Annotated in this window: 23 protein-coding genes and 1 pseudogene; 13 read left to right on the top strand and 11 right to left on the bottom strand. The window is 64.7% G+C overall.

The genetic code is table 11. The features are described 5' to 3' along the window. Positions 1–8 precede the first annotated feature (8 nt). Entirely contained in the window at positions 9–767 is a 759-nt protein-coding gene (locus LB525_RS12290; RefSeq protein WP_224522859.1) for an SDR family NAD(P)-dependent oxidoreductase, read from the bottom strand. Positions 768–945: 178 nt separating this feature from the next. Here LB525_RS12290 and LB525_RS12285 point away from each other — a divergent pair, with 178 nt between their 5' ends. The 11 genes and pseudogenes from LB525_RS12285 to LB525_RS12235 all read left to right on the top strand — a co-directional run bounded on the left by LB525_RS12285 (position 946) and on the right by LB525_RS12235 (position 11,293). Beyond that, positions 946–2,355 (top strand): aldehyde dehydrogenase family protein, encoded by a 1,410-nt coding sequence (locus tag LB525_RS12285; RefSeq protein WP_224544818.1) that lies wholly within the window; start codon positions 946–948, stop codon positions 2,353–2,355. After that, entirely contained in the window at positions 2,333–3,172 is an 840-nt protein-coding gene (locus LB525_RS12280) for an N-formylglutamate amidohydrolase (protein WP_224522857.1), read from the top strand. Before LB525_RS12285 ends, LB525_RS12280 begins: the two co-directional genes overlap by 23 nt. A 71-nt stretch (positions 3,173–3,243) precedes the next feature. Next, a complete protein-coding gene (locus LB525_RS12275) occupies positions 3,244–3,828 on the top strand; it encodes a helix-turn-helix domain-containing protein (protein ID WP_095769008.1) in 585 nt (194 codons plus the stop codon). A 199-nt stretch (positions 3,829–4,027) separates the two neighbouring features. Beyond that, positions 4,028–4,693, top strand: a pseudogene (locus tag LB525_RS12270) (ABC transporter ATP-binding protein); the annotation flags it as partial. Between the two features lie 42 nt (positions 4,694–4,735). Then, positions 4,736–5,890 carry an ABC transporter substrate-binding protein gene (locus LB525_RS12265; RefSeq protein WP_224522855.1) on the top strand — a complete coding sequence of 385 codons (1,155 nt, stop codon included), beginning with the start codon at positions 4,736–4,738 and terminating at the stop codon, positions 5,888–5,890. Between the two features lie 16 nt (positions 5,891–5,906). Next, entirely contained in the window at positions 5,907–6,611 is a 705-nt protein-coding gene (locus LB525_RS12260; RefSeq protein WP_224522854.1) for an ABC transporter ATP-binding protein, read from the top strand. 6 nt (positions 6,612–6,617) lie between these two features. Beyond that, positions 6,618–7,517, top strand: a complete 900-nt coding sequence (locus LB525_RS12255; protein ID WP_224544817.1) for a branched-chain amino acid ABC transporter permease — start codon at positions 6,618–6,620, stop codon at positions 7,515–7,517. Between the two features lie 15 nt (positions 7,518–7,532). Further along, on the top strand, positions 7,533–8,630 hold the full coding sequence (locus LB525_RS12250) for a branched-chain amino acid ABC transporter permease (RefSeq protein WP_224544816.1): 1,098 nt from the start codon (positions 7,533–7,535) through the stop codon (positions 8,628–8,630). Between the two features lie 22 nt (positions 8,631–8,652). Further along, positions 8,653–10,047, top strand: a complete 1,395-nt coding sequence (locus LB525_RS12245) for a glutamine synthetase family protein (protein ID WP_224544815.1) — start codon at positions 8,653–8,655, stop codon at positions 10,045–10,047. A 224-nt stretch (positions 10,048–10,271) separates the two neighbouring features. Next, positions 10,272–11,000, top strand: a complete 729-nt coding sequence (locus LB525_RS12240; RefSeq protein ID WP_224544814.1) for an AzlC family ABC transporter permease — start codon at positions 10,272–10,274, stop codon at positions 10,998–11,000. Further along, positions 10,997–11,293 carry an AzlD family protein gene (locus tag LB525_RS12235; protein WP_224544813.1) on the top strand — a complete coding sequence of 99 codons (297 nt, stop codon included), beginning with the start codon at positions 10,997–10,999 and terminating at the stop codon, positions 11,291–11,293. Before LB525_RS12240 ends, LB525_RS12235 begins: the two co-directional genes overlap by 4 nt. Positions 11,294–11,732: 439 nt before the next feature. On the opposite strand, the gene LB525_RS12230 is transcribed toward LB525_RS12235, so the two are convergent. From LB525_RS12230 to LB525_RS12190, 9 genes are all read right to left on the bottom strand, one after another. Then, positions 11,733–13,319 carry an FGGY-family carbohydrate kinase gene (locus LB525_RS12230; protein WP_224544812.1) on the bottom strand — a complete coding sequence of 529 codons (1,587 nt, stop codon included), beginning with the start codon at positions 13,317–13,319 and terminating at the stop codon, positions 11,733–11,735. Further along, positions 13,316–13,999 (bottom strand): HAD family hydrolase, encoded by a 684-nt coding sequence (locus LB525_RS12225; RefSeq protein WP_224544811.1) that lies wholly within the window; start codon positions 13,997–13,999, stop codon positions 13,316–13,318. Before LB525_RS12225 ends, LB525_RS12230 begins: the two co-directional genes overlap by 4 nt. 20 nt (positions 14,000–14,019) lie before the next feature. Then, positions 14,020–15,498: a mannitol dehydrogenase family protein gene (locus LB525_RS12220; RefSeq protein WP_224544810.1), complete on the bottom strand. Its 1,479-nt coding sequence runs from the start codon at positions 15,496–15,498 to the stop codon at positions 14,020–14,022. Positions 15,499–15,646: 148 nt separating this feature from the next. Next, the gene (locus tag LB525_RS12215; RefSeq protein WP_140846392.1) at positions 15,647–16,417 is read right to left on the bottom strand and encodes an L-iditol 2-dehydrogenase; all 771 of its coding nucleotides are present in this window, start codon (positions 16,415–16,417) and stop codon (positions 15,647–15,649) included. Continuing rightward, positions 16,414–17,418 carry an ABC transporter ATP-binding protein gene (locus LB525_RS12210; RefSeq protein ID WP_224544809.1) on the bottom strand — a complete coding sequence of 335 codons (1,005 nt, stop codon included), beginning with the start codon at positions 17,416–17,418 and terminating at the stop codon, positions 16,414–16,416. Before LB525_RS12210 ends, LB525_RS12215 begins: the two co-directional genes overlap by 4 nt. A gap of 46 nt (positions 17,419–17,464) precedes the next feature. Next, complete coding sequence (locus tag LB525_RS12205) at positions 17,465–18,289, bottom strand: carbohydrate ABC transporter permease (RefSeq protein ID WP_224544808.1); 825 nt, start codon at positions 18,287–18,289, stop codon at positions 17,465–17,467. 206 nt (positions 18,290–18,495) lie between these two features. Beyond that, positions 18,496–19,368 carry a carbohydrate ABC transporter permease gene (locus LB525_RS12200; RefSeq protein WP_095768103.1) on the bottom strand — a complete coding sequence of 291 codons (873 nt, stop codon included), beginning with the start codon at positions 19,366–19,368 and terminating at the stop codon, positions 18,496–18,498. A gap of 143 nt (positions 19,369–19,511) precedes the next feature. Next, positions 19,512–20,822, bottom strand: a complete 1,311-nt coding sequence (locus LB525_RS12195; protein ID WP_095768216.1) for an ABC transporter substrate-binding protein — start codon at positions 20,820–20,822, stop codon at positions 19,512–19,514. A 174-nt stretch (positions 20,823–20,996) separates the two neighbouring features. After that, the gene (locus LB525_RS12190) at positions 20,997–21,905 is read right to left on the bottom strand and encodes a LysR substrate-binding domain-containing protein (protein WP_224544807.1); all 909 of its coding nucleotides are present in this window, start codon (positions 21,903–21,905) and stop codon (positions 20,997–20,999) included. 109 nt (positions 21,906–22,014) lie between these two features. Between LB525_RS12190 and LB525_RS12185 the strand changes: the two genes are divergently transcribed. After that, on the top strand, positions 22,015–22,200 hold the full coding sequence (locus tag LB525_RS12185; protein WP_095768101.1) for a hypothetical protein: 186 nt from the start codon (positions 22,015–22,017) through the stop codon (positions 22,198–22,200). Positions 22,201–22,221: 21 nt separating this feature from the next. Here the strand turns inward: LB525_RS12185 and LB525_RS12180 are convergent, their stop codons facing one another. After that, entirely contained in the window at positions 22,222–23,178 is a 957-nt protein-coding gene (locus LB525_RS12180) for a sugar-binding transcriptional regulator (RefSeq protein WP_095768100.1), read from the bottom strand. 207 nt (positions 23,179–23,385) lie between these two features. Here LB525_RS12180 and LB525_RS12175 point away from each other — a divergent pair, with 207 nt between their 5' ends. Then, positions 23,386–24,018 (top strand): HAD family hydrolase, encoded by a 633-nt coding sequence (locus LB525_RS12175; RefSeq protein ID WP_224544806.1) that lies wholly within the window; start codon positions 23,386–23,388, stop codon positions 24,016–24,018. Positions 24,019–24,230: the final 212 nt, after the last annotated feature.

Here is a 24,230-nt window from a genome sequence, read left to right as displayed (position 1 = left end):
CGCCGGGCTTACATCCGCATCAGCAGGCCGCCGTCGACGGCAAGCTCTATGCCGGTGATATAGCTCGCGGCGTCCGAGAGCAGGAAGAGCGCGGCGTTTGCCATGTCCTGCGGCGTGCCGATGCGGCCGAGCGGCGTATAATTCGCCACGGCGGCGCGCTTTTCTTCGGTGTCCCAGCGCGCCTGCAGCGGCGTCAGCGCCATGCCGGGGCAGATCGCGTTGGAGCGGATGCCGTTGCCGGCAAGCTGCATGGCAAGCGACTTCGACAGCGCGCAGACGCCTGCCTTCGAGGCCTGATAGGCATCCTGAGGCTTCGGGTCGCCGCGATACCACTGAATGGTCGAGAAATGCACCATGGCGCCGCCGCGGCCGCCGGCGCGCATCTGCGGAACGACCGCGCGTGCGGTGTGCACGAAGGATTTCAAGTTGATGTTGAAGACCTGATCCCAGACATCGAGATCCATTTCGAGCGCCGATTTGTCGCGGCCGAACCACAATACGCCGGCGACATTGGCGAGATAGTCGATGCCGCCACGCTCGCGGCCCGCCGCACCGATGGTCCGTTCCACGAAGGCCGCGTCGGTCAAATCGCCCTGGGCGAAGGTGAGCCGGTCGTCATACGAGGCGAGGGAGGCCGGACGCGGCTTGATGTCGATGGCGGTGACGGAGGCGCCGGCATCGAGCAGCGCCAGCGCGATCGCTTCGCCCATCCCGCCGCCAGCTCCGGTGACGACCGCATGCCGGCCCGTGAAATCATAGACGACCATTCATCCCCCCTCGGTTCTTGCTGCAAGGCGCGGCGCTATCTCTGCGCCAAGGCGCGATGGCGGGACAATAGGGGCCGACAAAAAATCCATCAAGCCGTATTCGAAAAAATTTGCCAAAATAGAAAATCGCGATATCGTGCCGTGGCTGACAGCTTCCTTTTGGGTGGATTCCAAGACCATGACCCTGCATTCCGGCGCCCGGACCTTCTCGGTGACCTCTCCTGTCGACGGCTCGATCTATGCCCAGCGCAACTATGCGGACGGGGCCGCGATCGAGGCGGCCGTCGCCCGCGCTCGCGCGGCGCTGCCGGGCTGGCGGCGCACGCCGCTGGCCGAGCGCCTGGCGATCCTTCTGCGCTTCGGCGAGGAGATGAAGGCGCGCGCCGCTCCGCTGGCCGAGGCGGTGGCGTGGCAGATCGGCAGGCCCTTGTGGCAAGCCGACGAGACGCCGCGCCTGGCGCTGATTGGCGAGTTGCTTGCAGGCGCTGCACCGGACACGCTGGCCGACATGCCCTATCCGTCGGACGAGAACATCCGCCGCTATGCCAAGCCGGTGGCCGGCGGCCTACATCTTTCGATCTGCGCCTGGAACTACCCGACCGCCATGCTCGGCTATCTGGTCACGTCGCCGCTTGCCGCGGGCAATGTGGTGATCTTCAAGCATTCGCCGCAGACGCCGCTGATCGCGGAGCTCGCCGAGGAGGCTTTTCGCGCGGCCGGCGGGCCGGAAGGGGTCTTCCAGTGTCTGCATCTCGACCATCCGGATGCGGAGCGGCTGATCGCTTCCGGCGTCTTCAACGCCGTCAATTTCATCGGTTCGGTCAATGGCGGCCGGCGCGTGCATGCGGCGGCGGCCGGCAACTTCACCCAGGTCCATCTCGAGCTTGGCGGCAAGGATCCGACCTATGTGCGCTCCGACGCCGACCTCGAGGCGGCGGTTCCGCTGATCGCAGAGGGCACCTATTCCAACGCCGGCCAGTCCTGCTGCTCGGTGGAGCGAATCTATGTCGACCGCCTGATTCACGACCGTTTCGTCGAGGCGCTGGTCGCCGAGACGGCGAAGTGGTCGATCGGCCATCCGATCGCTGAAAAGCCGATGGTCGGCCCGGTGGTGCGCGCGGTCGCGGCCGACACCATCCGCGACCTGACCGAAGGCGCGGTGCGAGCAGGGGCGAAGCGCCTGATGCCGCAGGATGGCGCGCGCAAGGCGGCAAGCCTCGGGACCGCCTATGTCGCGCCGGAGGTGTTGACCGGCGTCGACCACAGCATGCCGATCATGCGCGACGAGCTGTTCGGGCCGGTGGCCTGCGTCCAGGCCGTCGGCGGCGACGACGAGGCGATCCGCCTGATGAACGACAGCGACTACGGCCTCAGCGCCTCGATCTGGACGCGCGATGTCGAACGCGGCGTGGCCTTGCTCGACGAAGTCGAGGCCGGCACCGTCTATCTCAACCGATGCGATCACGCCGACCTTTATCTGCCCTGGGGCGGCATCAAGAATTCCGGTCTTGGCCGCGCCAACGGGCGCGCCGGCCTCATCGAGGCGACGGCGGCGAAGGCTTATCATGTCCGCTCCGTCATCGCCTGACCGCCAGCGGCATCCGGTCGTGCGGGACCTTGAAAAGCTTGGCGACGAGGCCGTCGCGGCGCTTGCCGCGGCCGGGGTGGAACGATTGCTGCCGGATGCGGCCAGCCCCTATCTTCTGATTGCCGAGCATGCCGGCAACGTCGTGCCGGCGCCGTGGCGCGACCTTGGCCTGGCGGAGCCTTATCTCGGCACGCATTTCGCGGTGGACATCGGCGTCGACGCGCTGACGCGCCGGCTCTCGCGAACGCTGCGGGCGCCGGCGGTGATCGCGCGCTATTCACGGCTGTTCCTCGACTATAACCGCCCCGCCGAGGAGTGGGACTTCATGCGGCCCGACCTCGGCGGCATCCCTGTGCCGGGCAATCTCGCTGTGGACGTGGCGGATGCGAGACTGCGCAAGCTCGTCGCCTGGGCGCCGGTCGAACGGGCAATCATCGAAGCCGCTGCCGGCAGGCGCGCGCTGATCTCGGTGCATTCCTTCACGCCGGTGATGGGCGGGGTGAAGCGCAATGTGGATATCGGCGTGCTGTGGCGGGAACAGTCGTCCTTCGTCGCCTCGGTGCTGAAAACGCTCAGGGCCCAAGGCCCGGAAGCAGGCTTCAGAATCGGCGATAATGAACCTTACGACTGGCGCCAGGCTGTCGGCTACACCTTGAACCGGCACGGGCTGCAGCAGGGCCGGCCCTGCCTCTACCTCGAGCTGCGCAACGACTTGCTTGCCGATCCGGAAACTTTCGAACGCGTCAGCCGCGTCCTAGAGGCTGCCTTTGCCACCGTCGCGATATCCCTATGGCCGCAATCAGCCGTAGCCGTCTGAAGGCTGGACGCTCAAATATCGGAACGCTAGAGCTTGTCGAATTGGAAACACGACAGCCAAGGGCGTGGACGATGCAAGGCAATGTGGGCAGCAAGATCCGCGACGCGCGCAAGCAGCAGAACATCACCTTGCGCGATCTCAGCGAGCGCTCCGGCCTTTCCGTGTCCCAGCTCTCGAAGCTGGAGAACGGCAAGGCCAGGTTGACCGTCGATATCGCGCTGATGATTGCCGGCGTGCTGCACGTGCCGGTGGCCTCCTTCCTGTTCAGCCCGAAGCCCGGGCCGCAGGCGCGCCGCTCGATCACGCGCGCCGGCAGCGGCATCCTGCACGAAGGCAACGCCATGGAATTCGAGGTCTTGTGCAGCGATTTCCGCGACAAGACCAACATTTTCTGGCGCGTGACGTTGCGCGCCAGAACCTTCGAGGAAAACGGCGGCTGGCGCAGCCATTCGGGTGAGGAGTTCATCCATGTGTTGAGCGGCAGCCTGCAGCTCCACACGCTCCACTACGACCCGAGCGTCCTGCAGCCCGGCGACAGCATCCTGTTCGACGGCGAAATGCAGCACGCCTATGTGGCGCTCGGCGACGAGCCCGTCATCATGCTGATGTCGAACACGGTGCCGCGCGACGGGCTGCCACCGGGAGCAGGCGTCTGACCGACGGGCCTCAGCCCTTCCGCTCAAGAATTTTTCTAGAATGGAAAAAAATACTTGTTATGGAAAAGTCGGGGGACTAGCATCCTTTTGACCGGCCGACAGGAGAACAGCCAGCGGCCGGGAATGGGAGAGATGACCGATGCTGTCGGTTGAGGCAGTCAGCAAGACATTCGGCGGCGTGCAGGCGTTGCGCAGCGCCTCGCTGACCTGCGAGGCCGGCGAGATCCTCGGTCTCATCGGTCCGAACGGCGCCGGCAAATCCACCCTCGTCAACGCCATTTCGGGCGTGCTCAAGCCGGACAGCGGCAGCGTGCGCCTCGCGGGCGAAGAGATCACCGGCCGCAGCCCAGAGCATTGCGCGCGGGCAGGGGTCGGCCGCACCTTCCAGACCATCAGATTATTCAAGGACCTGACTGTACGGCAGAATGTCGAGGTCGCGCATATCACTTGTCGGGCCGTGCGCCCCGATGCCGCCATGCGCATCGGCGTCGATCAGCTTCTGCAGCAATATGAGCTCGCAGGCTTCGCCGACAGCCCGGCCGGAACGCTGCCCTATGGCAGCCAGCGCCGGCTCGAGATCGCACGCGCGCTGGCGCTTGGGCCGTCGCTGTTGTTGCTCGACGAACCGGCCGCCGGTCTCAACGAGGCCGAGTCGGAGACGCTGGCCATCGCCATCGAAGGCATTCGCCGCGACGTCGGCTGCGCGACCATCGTCATCGATCACGACCTGCGCTTCATCAACCGGCTCTGCGACCGGCTTTGCGTGATGGACCAGGGCCAGGTGATCGCCTCGGGCGAGACGGAAGACGTGTGGCGCGATCCGCGCGTCATCGAGGTCTATGTCGGGCAGTCGGAGACGGCCTGAAGGCCCGGAAGAACAACCGCAATGAGAGGAAGGAGGGGTAGAATGGAAAAGATTTTGCTAGGAGCCGCGGTGCTGACCGCGGGACTGCTGCAGGCCGGGCATGCAGGCGCCGCCGATCTGAAGATCGGGCTTGCGGTCGCCATGACCGGCGCCTACGCGCCCTATAGCGAGGCCGAGGGCGCGCGCTGCATGGCCGACAGGCTGAACAAGGCTGCCGGCGCCAACGACCCCAAGGTCGAACTGATGATTGAGGACAACCGCTCCGATCCGCAGCTTTCGGTCTCGCTCGGCCAGAAATTCCTCGATGCCGGCGCGCAGGTGATCACCGGCGTGCCGTTTCCCGATGCGCTGATCCCGATGGCGCAGACCGCGCAGCCTTATGGCGCCACCGTGTTCTCGGCTCCGAACACGCAGCTCGAGATGCAGCAGGCTGGGCTCGACAACTTCATCGCCGGCGCGGTGCCCGATCCGATCAATGCCTCGGCCACCGCCAACGCGCTTTACGGCAAAGGCGCGCGGACCGTCGCGCTGATGGTGTCACCCGATGCCGGGTCCTACTCGGAGAAGCTGCCGGAGTGGTTCGGCGAGGTGTTCGAACATCTCGGTGGCAAGGTGGTCGGCAAATTCAACTATTCCTACGGCACCACCGACTGGTCCCCGCAGATCGCCTCGATCAAGGCGTTGCCACAGAAGCCGGACGCGATCCATATCTGCGCAGTGCTGCCCGATGTCGGCATCCTGATCCGGCAATTGCGCGCCAACGGCTACGAGGGGTGGGTGGCGGGCTGCGATGCCTTCGACGACAAGTCGCTGGAAGGCACGGTCGGCGATCCGAAGTCGCTGGAAAAGGTGATGTTCGCGACCCATGGCGCGACCGGCGTCGACGGCCCGATCGACAAGTTCCTCGCCCAGTGCAAGGCCGACGGCTACAAGATCAACGGCATCTTCGACGCGCTCGGCGCCGACATGGTGCAGATCAGCTACGAAGCGGCGAAAAAGGCCGGCACCGTCGACCCCGCCGCCTTACGCGAGGCGATCCGCGCGCCTGGCGGCTATCCGGGCACCACCGCGCCGACGATCTCCTTCGCCGAGAAGAAGGGCTATCCGGTCAAAGCCGTGCCGGTGATGGGCTTTGCCGACGGCAAGCGGGTGCTGATCACCGACACGCCGCCGACCTTCGTTCCGGCGCTGAACTAAGCGGGGCCGGGAACACGTGCTGAAGGTCGAGAAGCTTGTCGTGCGCTATGGCGCCGTCACGGCGGTGCGCGAGTTGTCGCTCGAGGTCGGGCAGGGCGAGCTTGTCGCCCTGCTCGGGCCCAACGGCGCCGGCAAGAGCTCGACCATCAACGCGCTGACCGGTCTGGTGACGCCAGCTTCAGGGCACATCGTGCTCGACGGCAAGGACATCTCGCATGTCCGCACCGAGGACCGCATCCGTGCCGGACTGACCGCGACGCCGGAAGGCCGGCACATCTTCTCCAACCTGAGCGTCGGCGAGAACCTGCGGCTAGGAGCCGCGACAAGGCGCGACCCCGCCGGCGTGCGCCAGGATATCGAGCGGTTCCTGTCGCTGTTCCCGGTGCTGTCCGAACGCTTCGGCCAGGCGGCCGGCACGCTTTCGGGCGGCGAGCAGCAGATGCTGGCGATCGCCCGTTCGCTGATGTCGCGGCCGAAGCTGCTGCTGCTCGACGAGCCGTCGCTCGGGCTCGCGCCCAAGATCGTAGCGCGCATCTTCGATTTCATCGGCGAACTCAAGGCGCAAGGGCTGACGCTGCTGGTGGTCGAGCAGAACGCCAAGCAGGCGCTGCGCTTCGCCGACCGCGTCTATGTCGTGAGCTCGGGCACGCTGCGCTATGACGGACCGCCGGCCAGACTCGCCGACGAGCACGGCCTGTTCAACCTTTATATCGGCGGGTAGGCGGCGATGGATTACGCCTTGCAGCAACTCCTCAACGCGCTCGCCTTCGGTGCGGAATATTCCCTGGTGGCGCTCGGGCTCGCCGTCGTCTTCTCGATCATGGGCCTGGTGAATTTCGCCCATGGCGAGATCATTGGTGTCTCGGCCTACAGCGTGTTCCTGGCCGCCGCGCTCGGGCTGACCTCGCCCTTCGTCGCGGTGCTGCTTGCCGTCGGCATGGCGGCGCTGGCGGCGGTGGTGTTCGAACGCGTCGCCTTCCGGCCGGTGCGCTATGCGCCGACCACCACCGGGCTGCTCACCGCCTTTGGCGTGTCGATCGTGGTGCAGAACCTTTTCATGCTTTTGATCTCGCCAAAGCCGCAGTCGGTCTCGATCCTCAACGGCTTGAACCAGATGTGGTTCTTCGGCCCCTTCGCCGTCTCCTCGCTGCAAGTGATGGAACTGGTCGTATCGGGCCTGACCATCCTTGCGCTCGTGTTCTTCCTCAACCGCTCGACGCTCGGGCTCGCCATTCGCGCTGCCTCGCGCGACTTCGCCACCGTGCGGCTGATGGGGATCAAGGCAAACCGGGTGATTGCCACGGCGTTTGCGATTTCGGGCGCGCTGGCGGGCATCGCCGCCGTCTTCATCCTGGCGCGGCGCGGCAGCGTCTCACCCGATCTCGGCTTCGGCCTGGTGCTGAAGGCCTTTGTCGCCTGCGTCATCGGGGGCTTCGGCTCGTTGCCGGGTGCTGCGGTCGGCGGCATGCTGCTCGGCTTCATCGAAGTCGGCCTGCTCGTCGCGCTGCCGCAGGAATATGCGGGCTTCCGGGACGCGCTCACCTACGCCATCATCGTCGCGCTGCTCGTCTACCGGCCGGAAGGCCTGCTCGGCCAGCGCATCGAACTCGGCGACAAAGAGATTTAGGGCGGGAGATCTGACGTGGCAGGCTCCGAACTCTCGCAAGCGGTCGAACAGATGGCGGCGCCGGCCGCCACCGCGCAGCCCGGCAACGCGATCCTCCGCTCGCTGATCGGCGGGCTGGTGACAGCGCTGCCGGTGCTGGCGATCGGGCTCCTGGTGCTGAACTTCGCGCCGACCTACTACACCTTCCTCGCACTCGGCGCCTTCGTAAACCTGATCGTCGTGGTCGGCCTGCAAGTGTTCATGGGCAATTCCAACATCGCCAATCTCGGCCACAGCGCCTTTGTCGGGCTCGGCGCCTATAGCGTCGCCATCCTGTCGACGCCGCTTGCCATGAAGAAGCTGTCGATCCCCAACGCGCCGTTCGGCTTTGCGACGCTGGAGCTCGATCCGGTTTCGTCGGCGCTCATTGCGCTCTTGGTGGTCGGCATCGTGGCGCTGGTCAGCGGCAAGGTGATCAGCCGGCTGTCGGGGGTCGCTGCGACCATCGTCAGCCTGGCGCTGCTCATCATCGTCCATTCGGTTTTCCTCAACTGGACCAATCTGTTCAAGGGCAACCAGGCTTTCTTCGGCATTCCGAAAGTGGTCGGCCTGCCGTGGATGCTGGTCTTCGCGGTGATGGCGATCGTGGCGGCGCGACTGTTCAAGGACAGCCGCTGGGGCTTGCAGCTGCGGGCCAGCGCGCAGAGCCCTCAGGCTGCGGCTGCGCTCGGCATCGATGCGAAGAAACTGCGGCTCATGTCATGGGTGCTGTCGGCGCTGATCTGCGGGCTCGCCGGCGTGCTCTACGCCTATTTCGCCGGCACGATCAGCCCAAAACTGTTCTATTTCCAGATGATCTTCAACACGCTGGCGATGCTGATCCTCGGCGGCATGGCAACGGTGACTGGCGCGGTCACCGGCGTCATCGTGCTTTCGATCGGGCTGGAATTCATCCGCAGCATCGAGTCCGGCGTGACGGTCGCGGGTATCCAGATGCCGCAGCTGCTCGGCCTGTCGGGCGTGGCGCTCGGCGTTGTCATCGTGCTTTGCATGGCGTTCCGGCCGAGCGGCATCAGCGGCCGGCATGAGCTCGACGAGCTGCTGTCGCTCCTGTTGCGGCGCAACGCCAAATAGCTTTTCGTGGTGGAGGTTGAACGTGGAATTTGAGGACAGGGTGGCGGCGTATGCGCCGAAGCTCGAGGCGCTGCAGGCCGAGCTTGCATCGCGCGGCGTCGAGTTCGTCGAGGTGCATACCGTCGACACGTCGGGCGTCGTACGCTCCAAGATCGCGCCGCTGAAGCTCTCCACAGCCGGTGAGTCGATCAATGCCATCCTCTATTGCGTCACGCATGGCGACGGCCAGCCGATGGGCGACGTCGCCTTCGCCTCGCCGAGCGCCAATGAGGAGAACGGCTTTCCCAACATCAAGGGTATCATCGATCCGGATACGGTGGTGCAGCATGGCTGGAAGCCGAAATTCGCTTCCGCCATCACGCGCTCCTACATGCTGGACGGCGCCGTCTGTCCGTATGACCCGCGCGGCGTGCTGGCGCGCGTCGAGGAGCGCGCGAGGGCGCTTGGCTATGAGCCGAAATTCGCGCTCGAATACGAGTTCGGCATTTTCCACGCCGACCATGATCTGATGCGCGCCGGCCGTTGTCGCGAGCTGAAGCCATGGGGCCATTCGCTGATCAACTACGACCTCGTGCGCAGTGGCGAATACCAGGATTTCGCCGCCGAATTCATTACGCGCATGAAGAGCATCGACATCGGCGTCGCCTCGCTGGTGACCGAATATGGCTACGGCATGTATGAATACGCGCTAACGCCGAAGAGCGCGTTGGCGGCGGCGGATGCCGCGATGCGCGCCAAGCTGCATCTGCGCGAGCTGTGCGCCGAGCGTGGCTTGGTGGCGACCTTCATGACGCGCTTCCAGCCGCCGGGCAAGGAAAGCGCCTGCGGCGCGCACCATCATGTCAGCCTGTGGCGGGACGGCAAGCCGGCCTTCGCGGCTGGACCGAACCGGCTGACGCCGGTCGCCGAGAAATTCCTCGCCGGCGTGCTCAACCGCATGCAGGAGACCCATATTTTCTTCCGGCCGACGGTCAACTCCTACCGCCGCTTCGATCGCGGCGCGTGGTCGCCGGAAGACGTCGCCTGGGGCTTCGAGAACCGCACCGCGCCGATCCGCGCCATCACCACGCCGAACGATGCCGCGTGCCGGTTCGAGCACCGGGCGCCTGGCGCCGACGTCAATCCCTATCTCTCGATCGCCGCGATCCTGGCGGCCGGCTGCGAAGGCATCGAGAAGGATTTGCCGCTCGAGGCGCCGGTGACGAGCAACCTCGCCAATCTCGACAAGCCGAAGCTGCCGCGCACGCTGAATGCTTCTATTGAAGCCTTCGCCGCATCCGATTTCTGCGCCGAGGCGTTCGGCGAAGCGTTCCGCGACAACTACGCCGAAAGCCGCCGCGCCGAGCAGGCGGCCTTCGATGTCTGGCAGGCCTCGCATATCACGGACTTCGAGTGGCAGCGCTATTTCGTCAGCTGAGCTGCCTGAAGATTTCCAACGTTTCGCAACCCGGCGATCAGTTCCGCTGATCGCTGGGTCAAGCGAATTGGTGTGACATTGGAGGCGACGCTCTCTAAATCAAGCCGCTCTTAAAGCGCGTGCGCTGAACGAATCCAGGCGACGCGCTTTAAGTCTTTTGTTGATGCATGTCGTTGTCCCAGAACCGCTGCGCACTTCTGGGCGACATGCACGAGGAGCGGCGCATGGCAGCGGAAGCAATCTCTGAAGGCAGAACGGGCGGCGATTTCTGGGACGGCGTGCGGCTTTCAATGCCGGTGGTCGTCGCCTCCGCGCCGTTCGCGATCCTGTTCGGCACGATCGCCGTCGACAATGGGTTTTCCGTCCTCGAAGCCTTCCTGATGAGCGCCATGATCTATGGCGGCGCCAGCCAGATGGTCGGCATCGAACTGTTCGGCCAGCATGTCGCGCCATGGCTGATCGTGCTGTCGATCTTCGCGGTGAACTTTCGCCACGTGCTCTATTCGGCCGGCATCGGCAGGCGCATCGCGCATTGGCCGGTGCTCCAGCAGGCGCTCGGCTATTTCATCCTGACGGATCCGCAATTCGCCATCGCTGAGGCAAGGGCCGAGTCCGGCCGGCCCGTCGGCTTCGTCTGGTATCTCGGGCTCGGCCTGCCGGTCTATGCGTTTTGGGTGATCGAAAGCGGATTGGGCGCGGTGTTCGGCAAGATGATCCCGGACACGCATGCGCTGGGCATCGATTTCCTTTTGCCGATCTATTTCCTCGGCCTGGTGCTCGGCTTCCGCAAACGGCCGCTCTGGGGCCCTGTCGTCGCCGCCAGCGCCGTCGCCTCGATCATCGCCTATCGGACCGTCGGCTCGCCCTGGCATGTCTCGATCGGCGCGGTCGCCGGCGTTCTCCTGGCGGTGATCCTACCGCCGCATCACAGCGGCGTGGGCAAGCGGCCATGAGCGCGACCTTCTGGATCATCCTGGCCGGCGCCGTCGCCACCTATCTGACCCGAATCGGCGGCCACCTCGTCATCTCGCGCTTCGAGACGATCCATCCCCGCGTCGAGGCCGGCCTCAACGCCGTGCCGGCCGCGGTGCTGACGACCCTCGTCGCGCCGGAGCTGCTGCATGCTGGACCCGCCGAATGGGCGGCGTTGATCGTCACCGTGCTGGTGTCGCTGCGCGGTGGCCTGATGGCGATGTTTCTGGCTGGAGCCGCTGTCCTGATTCTGGCGAGGCAGTTCGTCGGATAGCTTTCCATCCTGAATGGCTGGCGCTGCCCCTCATTGTCCTGCCCGTCCTCCGCAGCAGCTTCGGAGGATGAACTGGGCATTTCTCCCTGTGGAGCGCTAGGGGATGCACACATTTCCCAAGCGGCTGGTCTTTGGGCGATAGCGTGCATGGCAGCTTGGCGCATGCATTGTCTTACGCTGCGCTGGTCGACCCCCACTCCGTCTCGGCTTCGCCGAGCCACCTCTCCCCGATCGACCGGGGAGAGGAAAGGCGCCGAGCTTTTTGCCGCCAACGCTCGTCCAGCAAGGCTCCCTTCCTTTCCCTCCGGAGGGGGGAAAGGTGGCGCTGCGAAGCAGCGACGGATTGGGGGAACCACGCGGCAATCAAGCCTCGGCCTGATCCGTCACGCCAGTCACAGAAGATGTGTGCATGGCGTAGCCGGAATTGCATTGATGGAAGCTACCCGATCGCGTCGAGCGCCTGCCGCTGGCGGTGCATTTCGAGGAAGATGCGGTAGTCGCGGTCGAAGCGGGCGCCGGCTTGCTTGTTGGGGGCGCGCGTCCTGCCGCCCTGCTGCATGGCGACACAGGCCGCGTTGAGGTCAGGGTAGAGACCTGCGGCGGTCGCCGCCACCATGCCGGTGCCGAGCAGCACCGCCTCGTCGGCCAGCGGCTCGACCACCGTGCAGCCGGTGGCGTCGGCATAAAGTTCCATCAGAAGCGGGTTCTTGGTGTGGCCGCCGGTGACATGCAGCGTATCGATCAGATAACCGTTCTCGTTCAGCGCCTCGAGCACATGGCGCACGCCGAGCGCGATGCCGACGGCGGTGCGCCAGTAGAGCTTGCACAGGCTGTCGAAGGAGGAATCGAGCGTCAGGCCGCTGATGACGCCGACGGCGTGCGGGTCGGCGAGCGGCGAACGGTTGCCGTGGAAATCCGGCAGCACATGCAGCCTTGCCGCCAGCGCGTCGCCATCCTCGGCGCGCAGCTCGGCGACGCGCCTGGCGATCTTCATATGCATGGCCGCGTCCGGCTCGCCGCCGGCGCCATGCCAGCGGATGATGTGGTCGAGCAGCGCGCCGGTGGCCGACTGGCCGCCTTCCGACAGCCACAGCCTCGGCAAAGCCGCGCCGTAATAAGGGCCCCAGACGCCAGCAAAGGGCTGCGGGTCTTGCGACATCGCCATGACGCAGGACGATGTGCCGGCGATCAGCGCCAAATGCCGGCTGATGTTCCTCTCGTCTCCCGCAAAACCGCCCAAAACGCCAAGCGCGCCGGCATAGGCATCGATGACGCCGGCGCCGACCCGGCATTTTTCGGTGAGGCCGAGCTCGGCCGCGGCCTTCGCCGTCAGCGGACCGATATCGGCGCCGACCGGGCTTGCCTTTTCCGGCAGATTGCCGTGCTCGAACAGGTCGCCGAGGCCGACCAACTCGAAAAAATCGCGCCGCCAGCTTTTTTCCTCATGCGCGAGATAGGTCCATTTCGCCGTCAGCGTGCATTGCGAGCGGGCGAGCGAGCCCGATGCCTTCCAGGTCAGGAAATCGGCGAGATCGAATAGATAGCCGGCTTCATTCCATGTGCTCGGCAGATGACGCTTCAGCCACATCAGCTTCGGCGTTTCCATCTCCGGCGACATCACACCGCCGATATAATCGAGCACGGCGTGGCCGCTTGCGGTGCATTCATCGGCCTCGGCGATGGCGCGGTGATCGAGCCAGACCATCGTGTCCCAGCGCTTCTCGCCCGTGACCGAGACGCTGAGCTGGCCGCCCTGCCTGTCGCGCGCGACCAGCGAGCAGGTCGCGTCGAAAGAGATGCCGGCGATATCGCCGGCGGCGACGCCGGATTTTTGGAGCGCGGACCGCACGGATTTGCACACCGCCGACCAGATATCTTCCGAATCGTGCTCGGCATGATCGGGCTTGGGCTGATGCATGGCGATCGGATGATCGGCGCGGCCGAGCAGGTTGCCGCGCGCGTCGAGAATGCCCGCGCGCGCGCTCCCGGTGCCGACATCGACCGCGCAAACGAAACTCTTGATCAAGATGCTTTTTCTCTCGCTCCCAGGCCTGCAATCAAATCGGGCAATTGCAGCATGTCAGCGAATATAAAGTCCGGTTCCGTCGACGCAAGCCGCGCCTTCAGGGCGGGATTGGAAGCATGCGAGCCGCCGGTGAAGGCAAAGACGTACATGCCCGCCGCGCGGGCGGCGGCAACACCGGCCGGGCTGTCCTCGATGACCAGACAATTGCGAGGACGCGCCTGCATGCTTGCCGCGGCATGAAGGAAAAGGTCGGGCGCGGGCTTGCCGCGTTCGACCATGCTGGCGCTGAACAGATGCGGCTCCAGCAGCGGAAGCAGGCCGGTGACGTCGAGCGCATAGCGGATGCGCTCCAGCGTGCCGGACGACGCGACGCAGAAGGGCCGGCCGAGCTTCGGCAGCACCTCCTTGACGCTTGGGATCGGCTTCAATTCCTCACGGAATTTGCGCATCAGGTCGACGCGCATGGCGGTCAGATGCCGGTCGCTGATCTCGAGCCCGAAATCGCGGCCGAGAATCTCGCGCACGCTCTTCATGCTCTTGCCCAGGAAATGCTCGTAGGCGGCATCCTCGCTCACCGTGCCGCCGGCGAGCTCGATCATGCCGAGCAGCGCCGAGACCGAAAGCGCCTCGCTGTCGACCAGCACGCCGTCACAGTCGAAGATGACCAGTTCCGGCGTCATGGCTGCTGCGTCCGGCGCTTTCAGAGCTTGCCGGCGAGGTAACGCGTCAGGGTTTCGCGCGCGCCGTGCGCCCACAGGACCTTCAAGGCGTGGGCGAAGGCCTCGGCGAAGACGGACGAGCGGCCGACATCGCCATAGATGTCCTCCATCGCCAGCCAAGCCTGCGGATCGTCCTTGGCCGCCTTCGCGGTCGCTTGCATGCGGTCCCAGCTCGGATCGTTCGGCTCGATGACGGCGCCGCTGTCGGTGGTGCCGAAGCAATAGCGGCACCACAGGGCCGATTCCAGCGCGAGGCCGGCGACGCCCTCGCCCATCTTCAGCCGGTCGGCGATCGTCGGGATGATGAATTTCGGCTGACGGTTGGAGCCGTCAAGGCAAAGCCGGCGAATGGTGTCGCCGATCTTGGGATTGGAGAAGCGCCGCTCGATCAGCTGATAGTAGTCCTCCAGATCCGTATCCGGGACCGGCGGCACGGTCGGGATGATCTCGTCATGCTCGAGCTTCGACAGGAAGGCGCGCACCAGCGGCTCCTGCATGGCTTCATGCACGAAATGGATGTCCATCAGCCCGGCCGGATAAGCGATCGTGGCGTGACCGCCATTGAGGATGCGTATCTTCATCAGCTCGTAAGGCGAGACATCCTTGACGAATTGCACGCCTACCTTTTCCAACGCCGGGCGGCCGGCGGTGAAATGGTCCTCCAGCACCCATTGCTTGAACGGCTCGCAGAACACCGGCCAATTGTCCTCCAGCCCGAAATCGTCGGCGAGGATCTTGCGCTCGCGGTCGGTGGTGGCAGGGGTGATGCGATCGACCATGCCATTCGGGAAGGCGACCTTGTCCTCCACCCATTTGGCGAGGTCCTGGTCGATCAGCCGCGCAAGGCCGATGACGCCGTCGGAGGTGACGTGGCCGTTATGGGGGATGTTGTCGCAGGACATGACGGTGAACGGCACGATGCCGTCGGCCCGCCGGCGCAACAGCCCGGCAAGGATGATGCCGAAGACGGTCTTCGGCACAGCGCCCGGCTGTGCGTCGGCGACAATATCGGGATGGGCCGGGTTGAATTTGCCGGAGGCCGGGTCGATGAAATAGCCGCCCTCGGTGATGGTGAGCGACACGATCTTGATCGCCGGATCGGCAAGCCGCTCGATGATCGCAGCCGCATCGCCGGGCGTGAGGAAATCGATCATGGCGCCGGTGACGCGGGCGCCCATATGACCCTGATCCTGCTCGACGACGGTGGTCAGCCAGTCCTGTTCCTGCAGCTTGGCGCGACCGATCTTCTCGCCTTCGAACACGCCGGCGCCGATCAGCGCCCAGTCATGGCCCTCGCCGGTGCCGAACAGGTCGTCGAGATAGACCGCCTGATGCGAGCGATGGAAGTTGCCGACGCCGAAATGGACGATGCCCGCCTTCAGGGTGGAGCGGTCATATTTCGGGCCGGCGACCTTTGCCGGCAGCATGGCGAGGTTGGAGGAAGAGAGTCTTACGGTCATCTCATTTACCCTTTGGCCGATCTGCAGCCCGACTGTTCCGCCTCCTTCGGATGGCGAGGATGAGGGGCAACACCCGGTATTCCAGTATGCTGCCCCTCACCTGCCCCATGGCGTCTTCTCCGGAGGAAAGAAGAGAAGCGCCTCCCCCTCAACTCATCCATTGGCCGCCGTCGACATTGTAGGTCTGGGCGACGATGTATTCGGCCTCGTCACTGGCGAGGAACACGGCCATGCCGGCGAGATCTTCCGGCTTGCCCATGCGACCGTAAGGCACGCCTTCGCCGACCAGCCGCTTCTTCTCGCCCTTGGGCCGGTTCTCATATTTTGCGAAGAGCGCATCGACCTGGTCCCACATGTCGCTGTCGACGACACCCGGCGCGATGCCGTTGACGTTGATGCGATGCTTGATCAGGTCGAGCCCGGCCGATTGGGTGAGCGAGATGACGGCGGCCTTGGTGGCGCAGTAGACCGCGACCAGCGGCTCGCCGCGGCGACCGGCCTGGCTCGCCATGTTGATGATCCTGCCGCCTTTGCCACGCGCGATCATCGAACGGGCAGCCGCCTGCAGCATGAAGAGCGTGCCGGCGACATTGACCGCGAACAGTTTTTCGTAGCTCGCCCTCGTTATCTCGACGATCGGCGCGAGGTCGAAGATCGCCGCGTTGTTGATCAGCACGTCGAGGCCGCCGGCGTTCACTTCGACTGCCTTCACCGCCGCCTCGATCGAAGCCTGGTCCGTGACGTCGAGCCTGATCGCGTAGGCGGCAGAACCGATCGCTTTCGCCGTCGCTTCCGCCGCTTCAATGTCGATATCGGCAATTGCGACTGTCGCGCCTTCGCGCGCATAGGCTTCGGCGAAGGCCCTGCCGATGCCGCGCGCCGATCCGGTGATCAGCGCCGATTTGCCTTTCAACCTCACTGCACCAGCGCCTTGCCGTCGGCGCCGAAGCGATGGAGCTTGGCCTTGTCGGGGGTCAGATAGACGGTGTCGCCATGCTTCACCGCGACCTCGCCGTCGGCGCGGACATTGATGGTGCCGATGCCGTCCGCCTGGACGTGCAGGAAAGTGTCGGAGCCGAGGTGCTCGGCAACGCCCACTGTCGCCTTCCAGTCGCCCGCCGAGGTCGAGATGTTGAGATGCTCGGGCCGGATGCCGATGGTCTTGGCACCGTATTTCTCCGCCGGCGCGCCTTCGATCATGTTCATCTTGGGCGAGCCGATGAAGCCCGCGACGAAGAGGTTCTTCGGCGTCTTGTAAAGCTCCATCGGCGAGCCGACCTGCTCGATGTTGCCGGCATTGAGCACGACGATCTTGTCGGCCATGGTCATGGCTTCGACCTGGTCGTGGGTGACGTAGATCATCGTCGTCTTCAACTGATGATGCAGCTCGCTGATCTCGAGCCGCATGGTGCCGCGAAGCGCAGCGTCGAGGTTGGACAGCGGCTCGTCGAATAGGAAGGCCGAAGGCTGGCGTACGATGGCGCGGCCGATGGCGACGCGCTGGCGCTGGCCGCCGGACAGCTGGCCTGGGCGGCGCTCGAGATAGTTGGTGAGGTTCAAGATACGCGCGGCGTCCTTCACCTTCTTGTCGATGGTCGCCTGGTCTTCGCCGGCCATCTTCAGCGGGAAGGCGATGTTCTTGGCAACCGTCATATGCGGATAGAGCGCGTAGGACTGGAACACCATGGCAAGCTTGCGCTTGGCCGGCGCCTCGCGGGTTACATCGCGGCCATCGATGCTGATGGCGCCGCCGCTGGTGTCCTCGAGCCCGGCGATCAGCCTGAGCAGCGTGGACTTGCCGCAACCCGACGGGCCGACGAACACCACGAACTCGCCGTCCTCGATGTTGAGGTCGATGTTCGGAATGATCGTCGTCGACCCGAAGGACTTGGAGACGTTCTTGAGCGCGATGTTTCCCATGGTTTCCTCCCGGGGATGGTCTTCGTCGTCCGCCGCTTGGGCGTTGCTACTTCACGGCGCCAAAGGTGAGGCCGCGCACCAGCTGCTTCTGGCTGAACCAGCCCATGATCAGGATCGGCGCGATCGCCAGCGTCGAGGCCGCTGACAGTTTTGCCCAGAACAGGCCTTGCGGACTGGAGAAGGAGCTGATGAAGGCCGTCAGCGGCGCGGCATTGGTGGTGGTGAGCCGGATGGTCCAGAACGCCTCGTTCCAGGCCAGGATGATGTTCAAGAGCATGGTCGAGGCGATGCCGGGAACCGCCATCGGCGTCAGCACATAGATGATCTCGTTCCACAGCGAGGCGCCGTCCATCCGCGCCGCTTCCAGGATCTCGCCCGGGATTTCGCGGAAATAGGTGTAGAGCATCCAGACCACGATCGGCAGGTTGATCAGCATCAGCATGACGGTGAGGCCGACGCGGCTGTCGAGCAGGCCGGTGTCGCGGAAGATCAGGTAGATCGGGAACAGCACCGCGACGGCCGGCATCATCTTGGTGGACAGCATCCACATCAGGATGTCCTTGGTGCGCTTGGTCGGTGAGAACGCCATCGACCAGGCTGCCGGAACCGCAATCAGGATCGCAAGCAGCGTCGAGCCGACCGACAGGATCACCGAGTTCAGGAAGAACTTGAAATAGCCGCTCTGCGCCTGCACCTCGCCATAGCTCTCCATGGTGCCGGACGGGATCAGTGCAAAGCCCTGGATCGCCTCCTGCTCGGACTTGAACGAGGTGATGATCGTATAAAGGATCGGAAAGAAGATCAGCAAGGCGACGATCCAGGCCGCGGCCGTGGCGATGGTCTTGTGCTGGGTGGTGACTGCGCGTGCCATGATCAGGTCCTCCCGTATCGGCGATGTTGGCAGCAGGGTCGACCCCCACTCCGGTTTGCTGCGCAAACCACCTCTCCCCCGATCGACGGGGTAGAGGAAGGGCGCGGCTTCGATGCAGGCGTTTCCTCTCCCCCGGGCAGGGGGAGAGGTGTCCCGCGCAGCGGGACGGAGTGGGGGTGGTTCAGCGCAAGCGGCATCGTCTCCCCCTACTTGTCCAGGTTCTTGCCGACGGCGCGCATGGCGAAGAAGGCAACGATGTTGGCGAGAATGACGGCGATCACGCCGCCAGCGGACGCCTGACCGATTTTGAACTCCAGGAGCGCCTTCTGGTAGACGAGGAAGGGCAGGTTGGTAGAGGCATAGCCCGGGCCGCCATTGGTGGTGACCAGGATCTCGGCATAGACTGACAGCAGGAAGATCGTCTGGATCAGGATGACGACGGTGATGGCGCGCGACATATGCGGCAGCGTCAGATAGATGAACCGGCTAATAAAGCCGGCGCCGTCCATCTCGGCCGCTTCCTTCTGCTCGCCGTCGAGCGATTGCAGCGAAGTCAGCAGGATCAGCGTGGCGAAGGGCAGCCACTGCCAGGCGACGATGAGGATGATAGCGGTCAGCGGATGCTGGCCGAACCAGTCGATCGGCTCGGCGCCGAAAAAGCGCGCTATATCGGCAAAGACGCCGTATTGCGGATGCATGATCATGTTCTTCCAGACCAGCGCCGCGACCGGCGGCATGACGAAGAACGGCGAGATGACCAGGATGCGCACGATGCCCTGGCCCCAGATCGGCTGGTCGAGCAACAACGCCAAAAGGATGCCCCCGACCACGGTGATGACCAGCACGCTGACAACGATGATGAGCGTGTTGAGGATCGAGGAGAGGAAGGCCGGGTTGGAATAGAACAGCGCGTAGTTCGAGAAGCCGACAAAGCCGTTACGGATCGGGTTCAGCGGATTGTATTGCTGGAACGAGAACCACAGCGTGAACAGCAGCGGCACGATCATCCAGACGAACAGCAGGATCACCGATGGCGCCATCATGAAACGGGCAAGCGAACGGGTTTGCTGAGTAGCCATGACGGTCACCCTCCCAAGGTCAGCCGGATTTTCAGAGTCGTGCCAGAATTTTCCCGATTTTGAAGGGTGGCCGCCCGAACTGGGTTTCGGGCGGCCCCTTGCCGGTCATGATGCGCTACCGGCGTTCGGCACCGGGAGGAGCCTTACTTGATGTAGCCGCCTTCGGTCATCGCCGCGGTGGCGGCGTCCTGAGCCTGCTTCAGCGCGTCGTCGACGCTCGACTGGCCGGCAAGGGCTGCCGAGAAGAGCTGGCCGACGGTGGTGCCGAGGCCCTGGAATTCAGGGATGGCGACGAACTGCACGCCGACATAGGGCACCGGCTTGACGGTCGGATGCGTCGGATCGGCGGCGTTGATGGAGTCCAGCGTCATCTTCGCGAAGGGCGCCGCCTTCTGGTACTCAGGATTGGCGTAGAGCGAGGAGCGCGTTCCAGGAGGAACATTGGCCCAGCCCTCCTTCGAGGCGACGAGCTCGAGATAGTGCTTCGAGGTCGCCCATGAAACGAATTTCTCGGCGGCATCGGCCTTCTGGGTGCCGGCGGGAATGGCGAGCGACCATGCCCACAGCCAGTTGCCGCGCTTGCCGAGGCCGTTGTCGGGCGCCAGCGCATAGCCGACCTTGTCCGCAACCTTCGAGGCCTTCGGATCGGAGACGAAGGACGCCGCGACGGTGGCGTCGATCCACATGCCGCACTTTCCCTGCTGGAACAGCGCCAGGTTCTCGTTGAAGCCGTTGGAGGAAGCGCCTTCCGGACCGTCGGCTTTCATCAGGTCGACATAGAACTGCAACGTGTTCTTCCATTCCGGCTGATCGAACTGCGGCTTCCAGTTCTCGTCGAACCAGCGGGCGCCGAAGGAGTTCGACATGGCGGTGAGGAAGGCCATGTTCTCGCCCCAGCCGGCCTTGCCGCGCAGGCACACGCCATTCACGCCATTGGCGCGGTCGGTCATCTTGTCGGCGGCCTGCTTGATGAAGTCCCAGGTCGGCGCGTCGGGCATCTTCAAGCCCGCTTTCTCCATCAGGTCCTTGCGGTACATGACGAAGGAGCTCTCGCCGTAGAAGGGCGCGGCATAGAGCTTGCCGTCGACCGAAAGGCCGCCGGCGATGGCCGGGATGATGTCCTTGACGTCATAGTCGTCGCCGAGCTTGTCGAGCGGCAGGAGCCAGCTCTGCTTTGCCCAGATCGGAACCTCGTAGGTGCCGATGGTCATGACGTCGTACTGGCCGCCCTTGGTGGCGATATCGGTCGTGACGCGCTCGCGCAGCACGTTCTCTTCAAGCGTCACCCAGTTGAGCTGGATGTCGGGGTTGGCCTTGGTGAAGTCGTCCGTCAGCTTCTGCATGCGGACCATGTCGCCATTGTTGACGGTGGCGATGGTGATGGATTCGGCATGCGCGGCGAAAGCGAGGGCGCTGGCCGACAACAGGCCCAGGGTGAGCGTGCGAAGTTTCATCAAATTCCTCCCATAAACCAAGATGAGCATTTGCCTTGGCTCTGAGCAATTACTCACTTGGCGTGAATTATGTCAACCCTGAATCTGTGCTGCAGCGCAGCAGAAATGATGCCGCGCGACCCGGTCGGGCGACGCGCCGGTATCCTAGGGAGGAGGAACGTCAGGGCGATTGGCTTACGGGCAGGCGATCTCGGCCAGGAGCCAGTCGCGGAAGGCGCGGATCTTCGGCACGTTGCGGCGCGCCGTCGGATAGACCAGCCAATAGGCATGGCCGTCGTCGCCGACGAGGTCGAAGGGCTGGATCAGGCGACCGTCGGCGATCTCGTTCTTGAACAACGACCTGGTCAGGATCGCAACGCCATGGCCGGCCATGGCCGCGTTCGCTTCATAGGCCTGCGCGCCCATGCTGGAGCCCGGCCGTTTGGCGAGGTCGTGCCCGGTCACCCCGGCGGCCTCGAACCATTGCGTCCACCAGATGTCGCCGGGGTCGAGGATCGGCAGGCGCAACAGGTCCGCCGGCTCCCTGACGCCGCCGATGCTCGCCGCGAGCTTCGGGCTCAGCATCGGCGTGAAATCGGCATCGAGCAGCTTATGCGCCTCCAGGCCCGGCCATTTGCCGGCGCCGGAGCGGATGGCGAGATCGACATCCTCGCGCGCGAAATCGGTCAGGCGGCTCGACGTGCCCCCCCCCACGGCAAGTGCCGGATGCGCGAGTTGGAACGCGCCCAGATGCTGCGCCAGCCAGTTCGAGGCAAAGGTCAGCACGGTGGTGATGCAGAGCAGGCCGTCGGCGCCACCGCGCGCCGCGGCATAGGCCTGACCCAGGATAGCGAAGGCTTCGCTGACGGCGGGCGCCAGGCGCTGGCCGGGCTCGGTCAACTCGATCTGCCGTGGACGGCGCAGGAACAGCGGCGCGCCGATGCGCTCCTCGAGCAGCTTGATCTGGTAGCTCGCAGCCGCCTGGGTCATGCCCAGCTCCTGCGCGGCCTTGGTGAAGGACAGGTGCCTGGCCACCGCCTCGAACACTCGGATCGCCTGCAGCGGCGGCAGGGGCGCAAGCTGCGGAGAGCTGAGATCGGGCATAAGGCCTCCTTATGGGTCATGATCGAGGTTTGATTGGAAGCACGAAGCGGCCAGACCATATTTGGGGTCGACGATCAATCCAGTTCAAGCATTGCGAAGGCTGACGATCATGGTCACGGTTCAGGAAAAGCTCGTTTCCACCCCGGCACAAGGCTGGTTTTTCACGCTCCTGCGGGAATTTGCAAGGTTTTCGGGCCGCAGGCGCGGCTATCTCGATGTCCGGGAATTTTCCGAGCATCTGCAGCGCGACATGGGTTTTCTCGACGGCAACGATCCGCGCGGCCGCTCGCAATAGCCCGGCACTTTTTATGGGCAATCAGCCGGCAAGCAGTGCTTCGGCCGTGCGTTCGTCGGTGATGAGGCCGTTGACCAGCCGGCGGTTGACGGCGGCCAGGATGCCCGCCAGCTTGCGTTCGCCCATGGCCAGAGCGATGACCAGCGACCTTTCCCGCGACGGCAGCGCGGCGGAAGACACGCGATCGTTGGTGATGCCTTCGATCATGCGGCCTTCGCGGTCGTACACCCAGCCGACGATCTCGGCGATCCCGCCTGCCTTCTGCAGCGCCTTCAACTCGTTTTCGGAAATGAAGCCGTCCTCGTAGAGCGGGGCCTTGGGCCCGAGATCGCCGATGCCGACGAAGGTGACATCGGCCTCGGCCGCCAGCGCCAATGTAGGCTGGATCATCGGCTGGTTGAGCAGCATCTCGCGCTCTTCCGGCGAGGACGCAATGACCGGCAGCGGCATCGGGAATGACCGCGCCTTGACGCGGTCGGCCATGGTGAAGATGACGTTGTAGAAGGCGGCCGAGCCATCGGGCGAGATGTTGCCGGTCAAGGACACGACCTTGTGCTGCGGGCAGTCCATCGGCGGCAGTTGCTCGATCGCCGCCTTCAGCGTGCGCCCGGTGCCGATCGCCATGACGATGGGAGCCTCGGAGCGCAGCCGGCGTTCGATCTCGGCCGCGGCCGCCTCCGCGATGCCGATCGTCGTCGAGCTCGACGTCGGGTCGCTCGGCACCACTTCGACAAGGTCGAGCGCGAAGCGCGACTTAAGCCGCGCGGCGAGGTCCAGGCAGTTGGCGATCGGATGATCGACCCGCACCTTGATCAGGCCCTCCGACATGGCGAGCGATACCAGCCGCTGCGCCGTCTGCCTGGAGATGCCGAGCTTGGCGGCGATCTGGTCCTGCGTGTTGCCGGCAACATAATAAAGCCAGCCGGCGCGCGCGGCGTCGTCCAACCTGGTGCTGCCGATTTCCTGTCGCGAATTCACGTCTCGCCTCCCAGCCCGCAGAATGCTGAAACGGGCGCCATAGCTTACAGCGATTGCGCCGACGCGCAATTGTCTATCGAAAGAGCAATTGCTTGGCAGTTTTCCTGATCCCGAAGGATCAATCCGCCGCTTGCCCAACCATTTGCCGGCGGGACGGTTTATCTCCACCGGGAAACCGATTAAGGGGATCGGCGAAGGGAGCCGCGCATGACGCCGAAAGCCGTTTTCTGGGATATGGACGGGACGCTGGTCGACAGCGAGCCGCTGCACGAGGCGGCACTTGTGGCGGCGCTGCGCAGCGTCGGCATCGCCCCGCCGCCCGACCTGCATCAGCGCGTGCTGGGCATCGCGGCATGGCCGGTCTACGAAATGCTGCGCGACGAGTTCGGCCTCGCACTGCGCTTCGACGATTGGATCGTGCGCAAATATGACCACTATTTGCCGCTGGCCGAAACGCTGAAGCCACGCCCCGGCGCGATCGAGGTGTTCAACGAATTGCGCGCGCTCGGCGTCGAGCAGGCGGTGGTGTCCAACTCCGACCGGCTGATCGTTGACGCCAATCTGCGCGCCGTCGGCCTCACCTATCCGGGCATGATGACGGTCAGCCGCAATGACGTGATTGACGGCAAGCCGCTTCCCGAACCATTCCTGCGCGCCGCCTATCTCGCCGGCGTCGATCCGGCGGATGCTTTTGCCGTCGACGACAGCCTGACAGGCGCCATGGCCGGACTGGCTGCGGGCATGAAGACGATCTTCTGGCCGGAGGCGCCGATGGAAGGCCCGGCCGGCGCGATCGTCATCAACAGCGCCGAGGAGCTGCGGGCGCAACTGGGGCTCTGAGCAGCTTCAGACGTCGGCGCCGCCCCGCCCTTCGGGCACCTTCTCCCCGTAAAACGGGCTACGGCATGCACACATTTCCAAGCGGGCTGGTCTTTGGCGATAGCGTGCATGGCAGCTTGGCGCATGCATTGTCTTATGCAGCGCTGGTCGACCCCCACTCCGTCTCGGCTTCGCCGAGCCACCTCTCCCCCGATCGACGGGGTAGAGGAAAG

This window comes from Mesorhizobium sp. CA16, from assembly GCF_020165175.1.
Taxonomy (GTDB): domain Bacteria; phylum Pseudomonadota; class Alphaproteobacteria; order Rhizobiales; family Rhizobiaceae; genus Mesorhizobium.
This window is presented reverse-complemented; position numbering and strand designations above follow the sequence as displayed.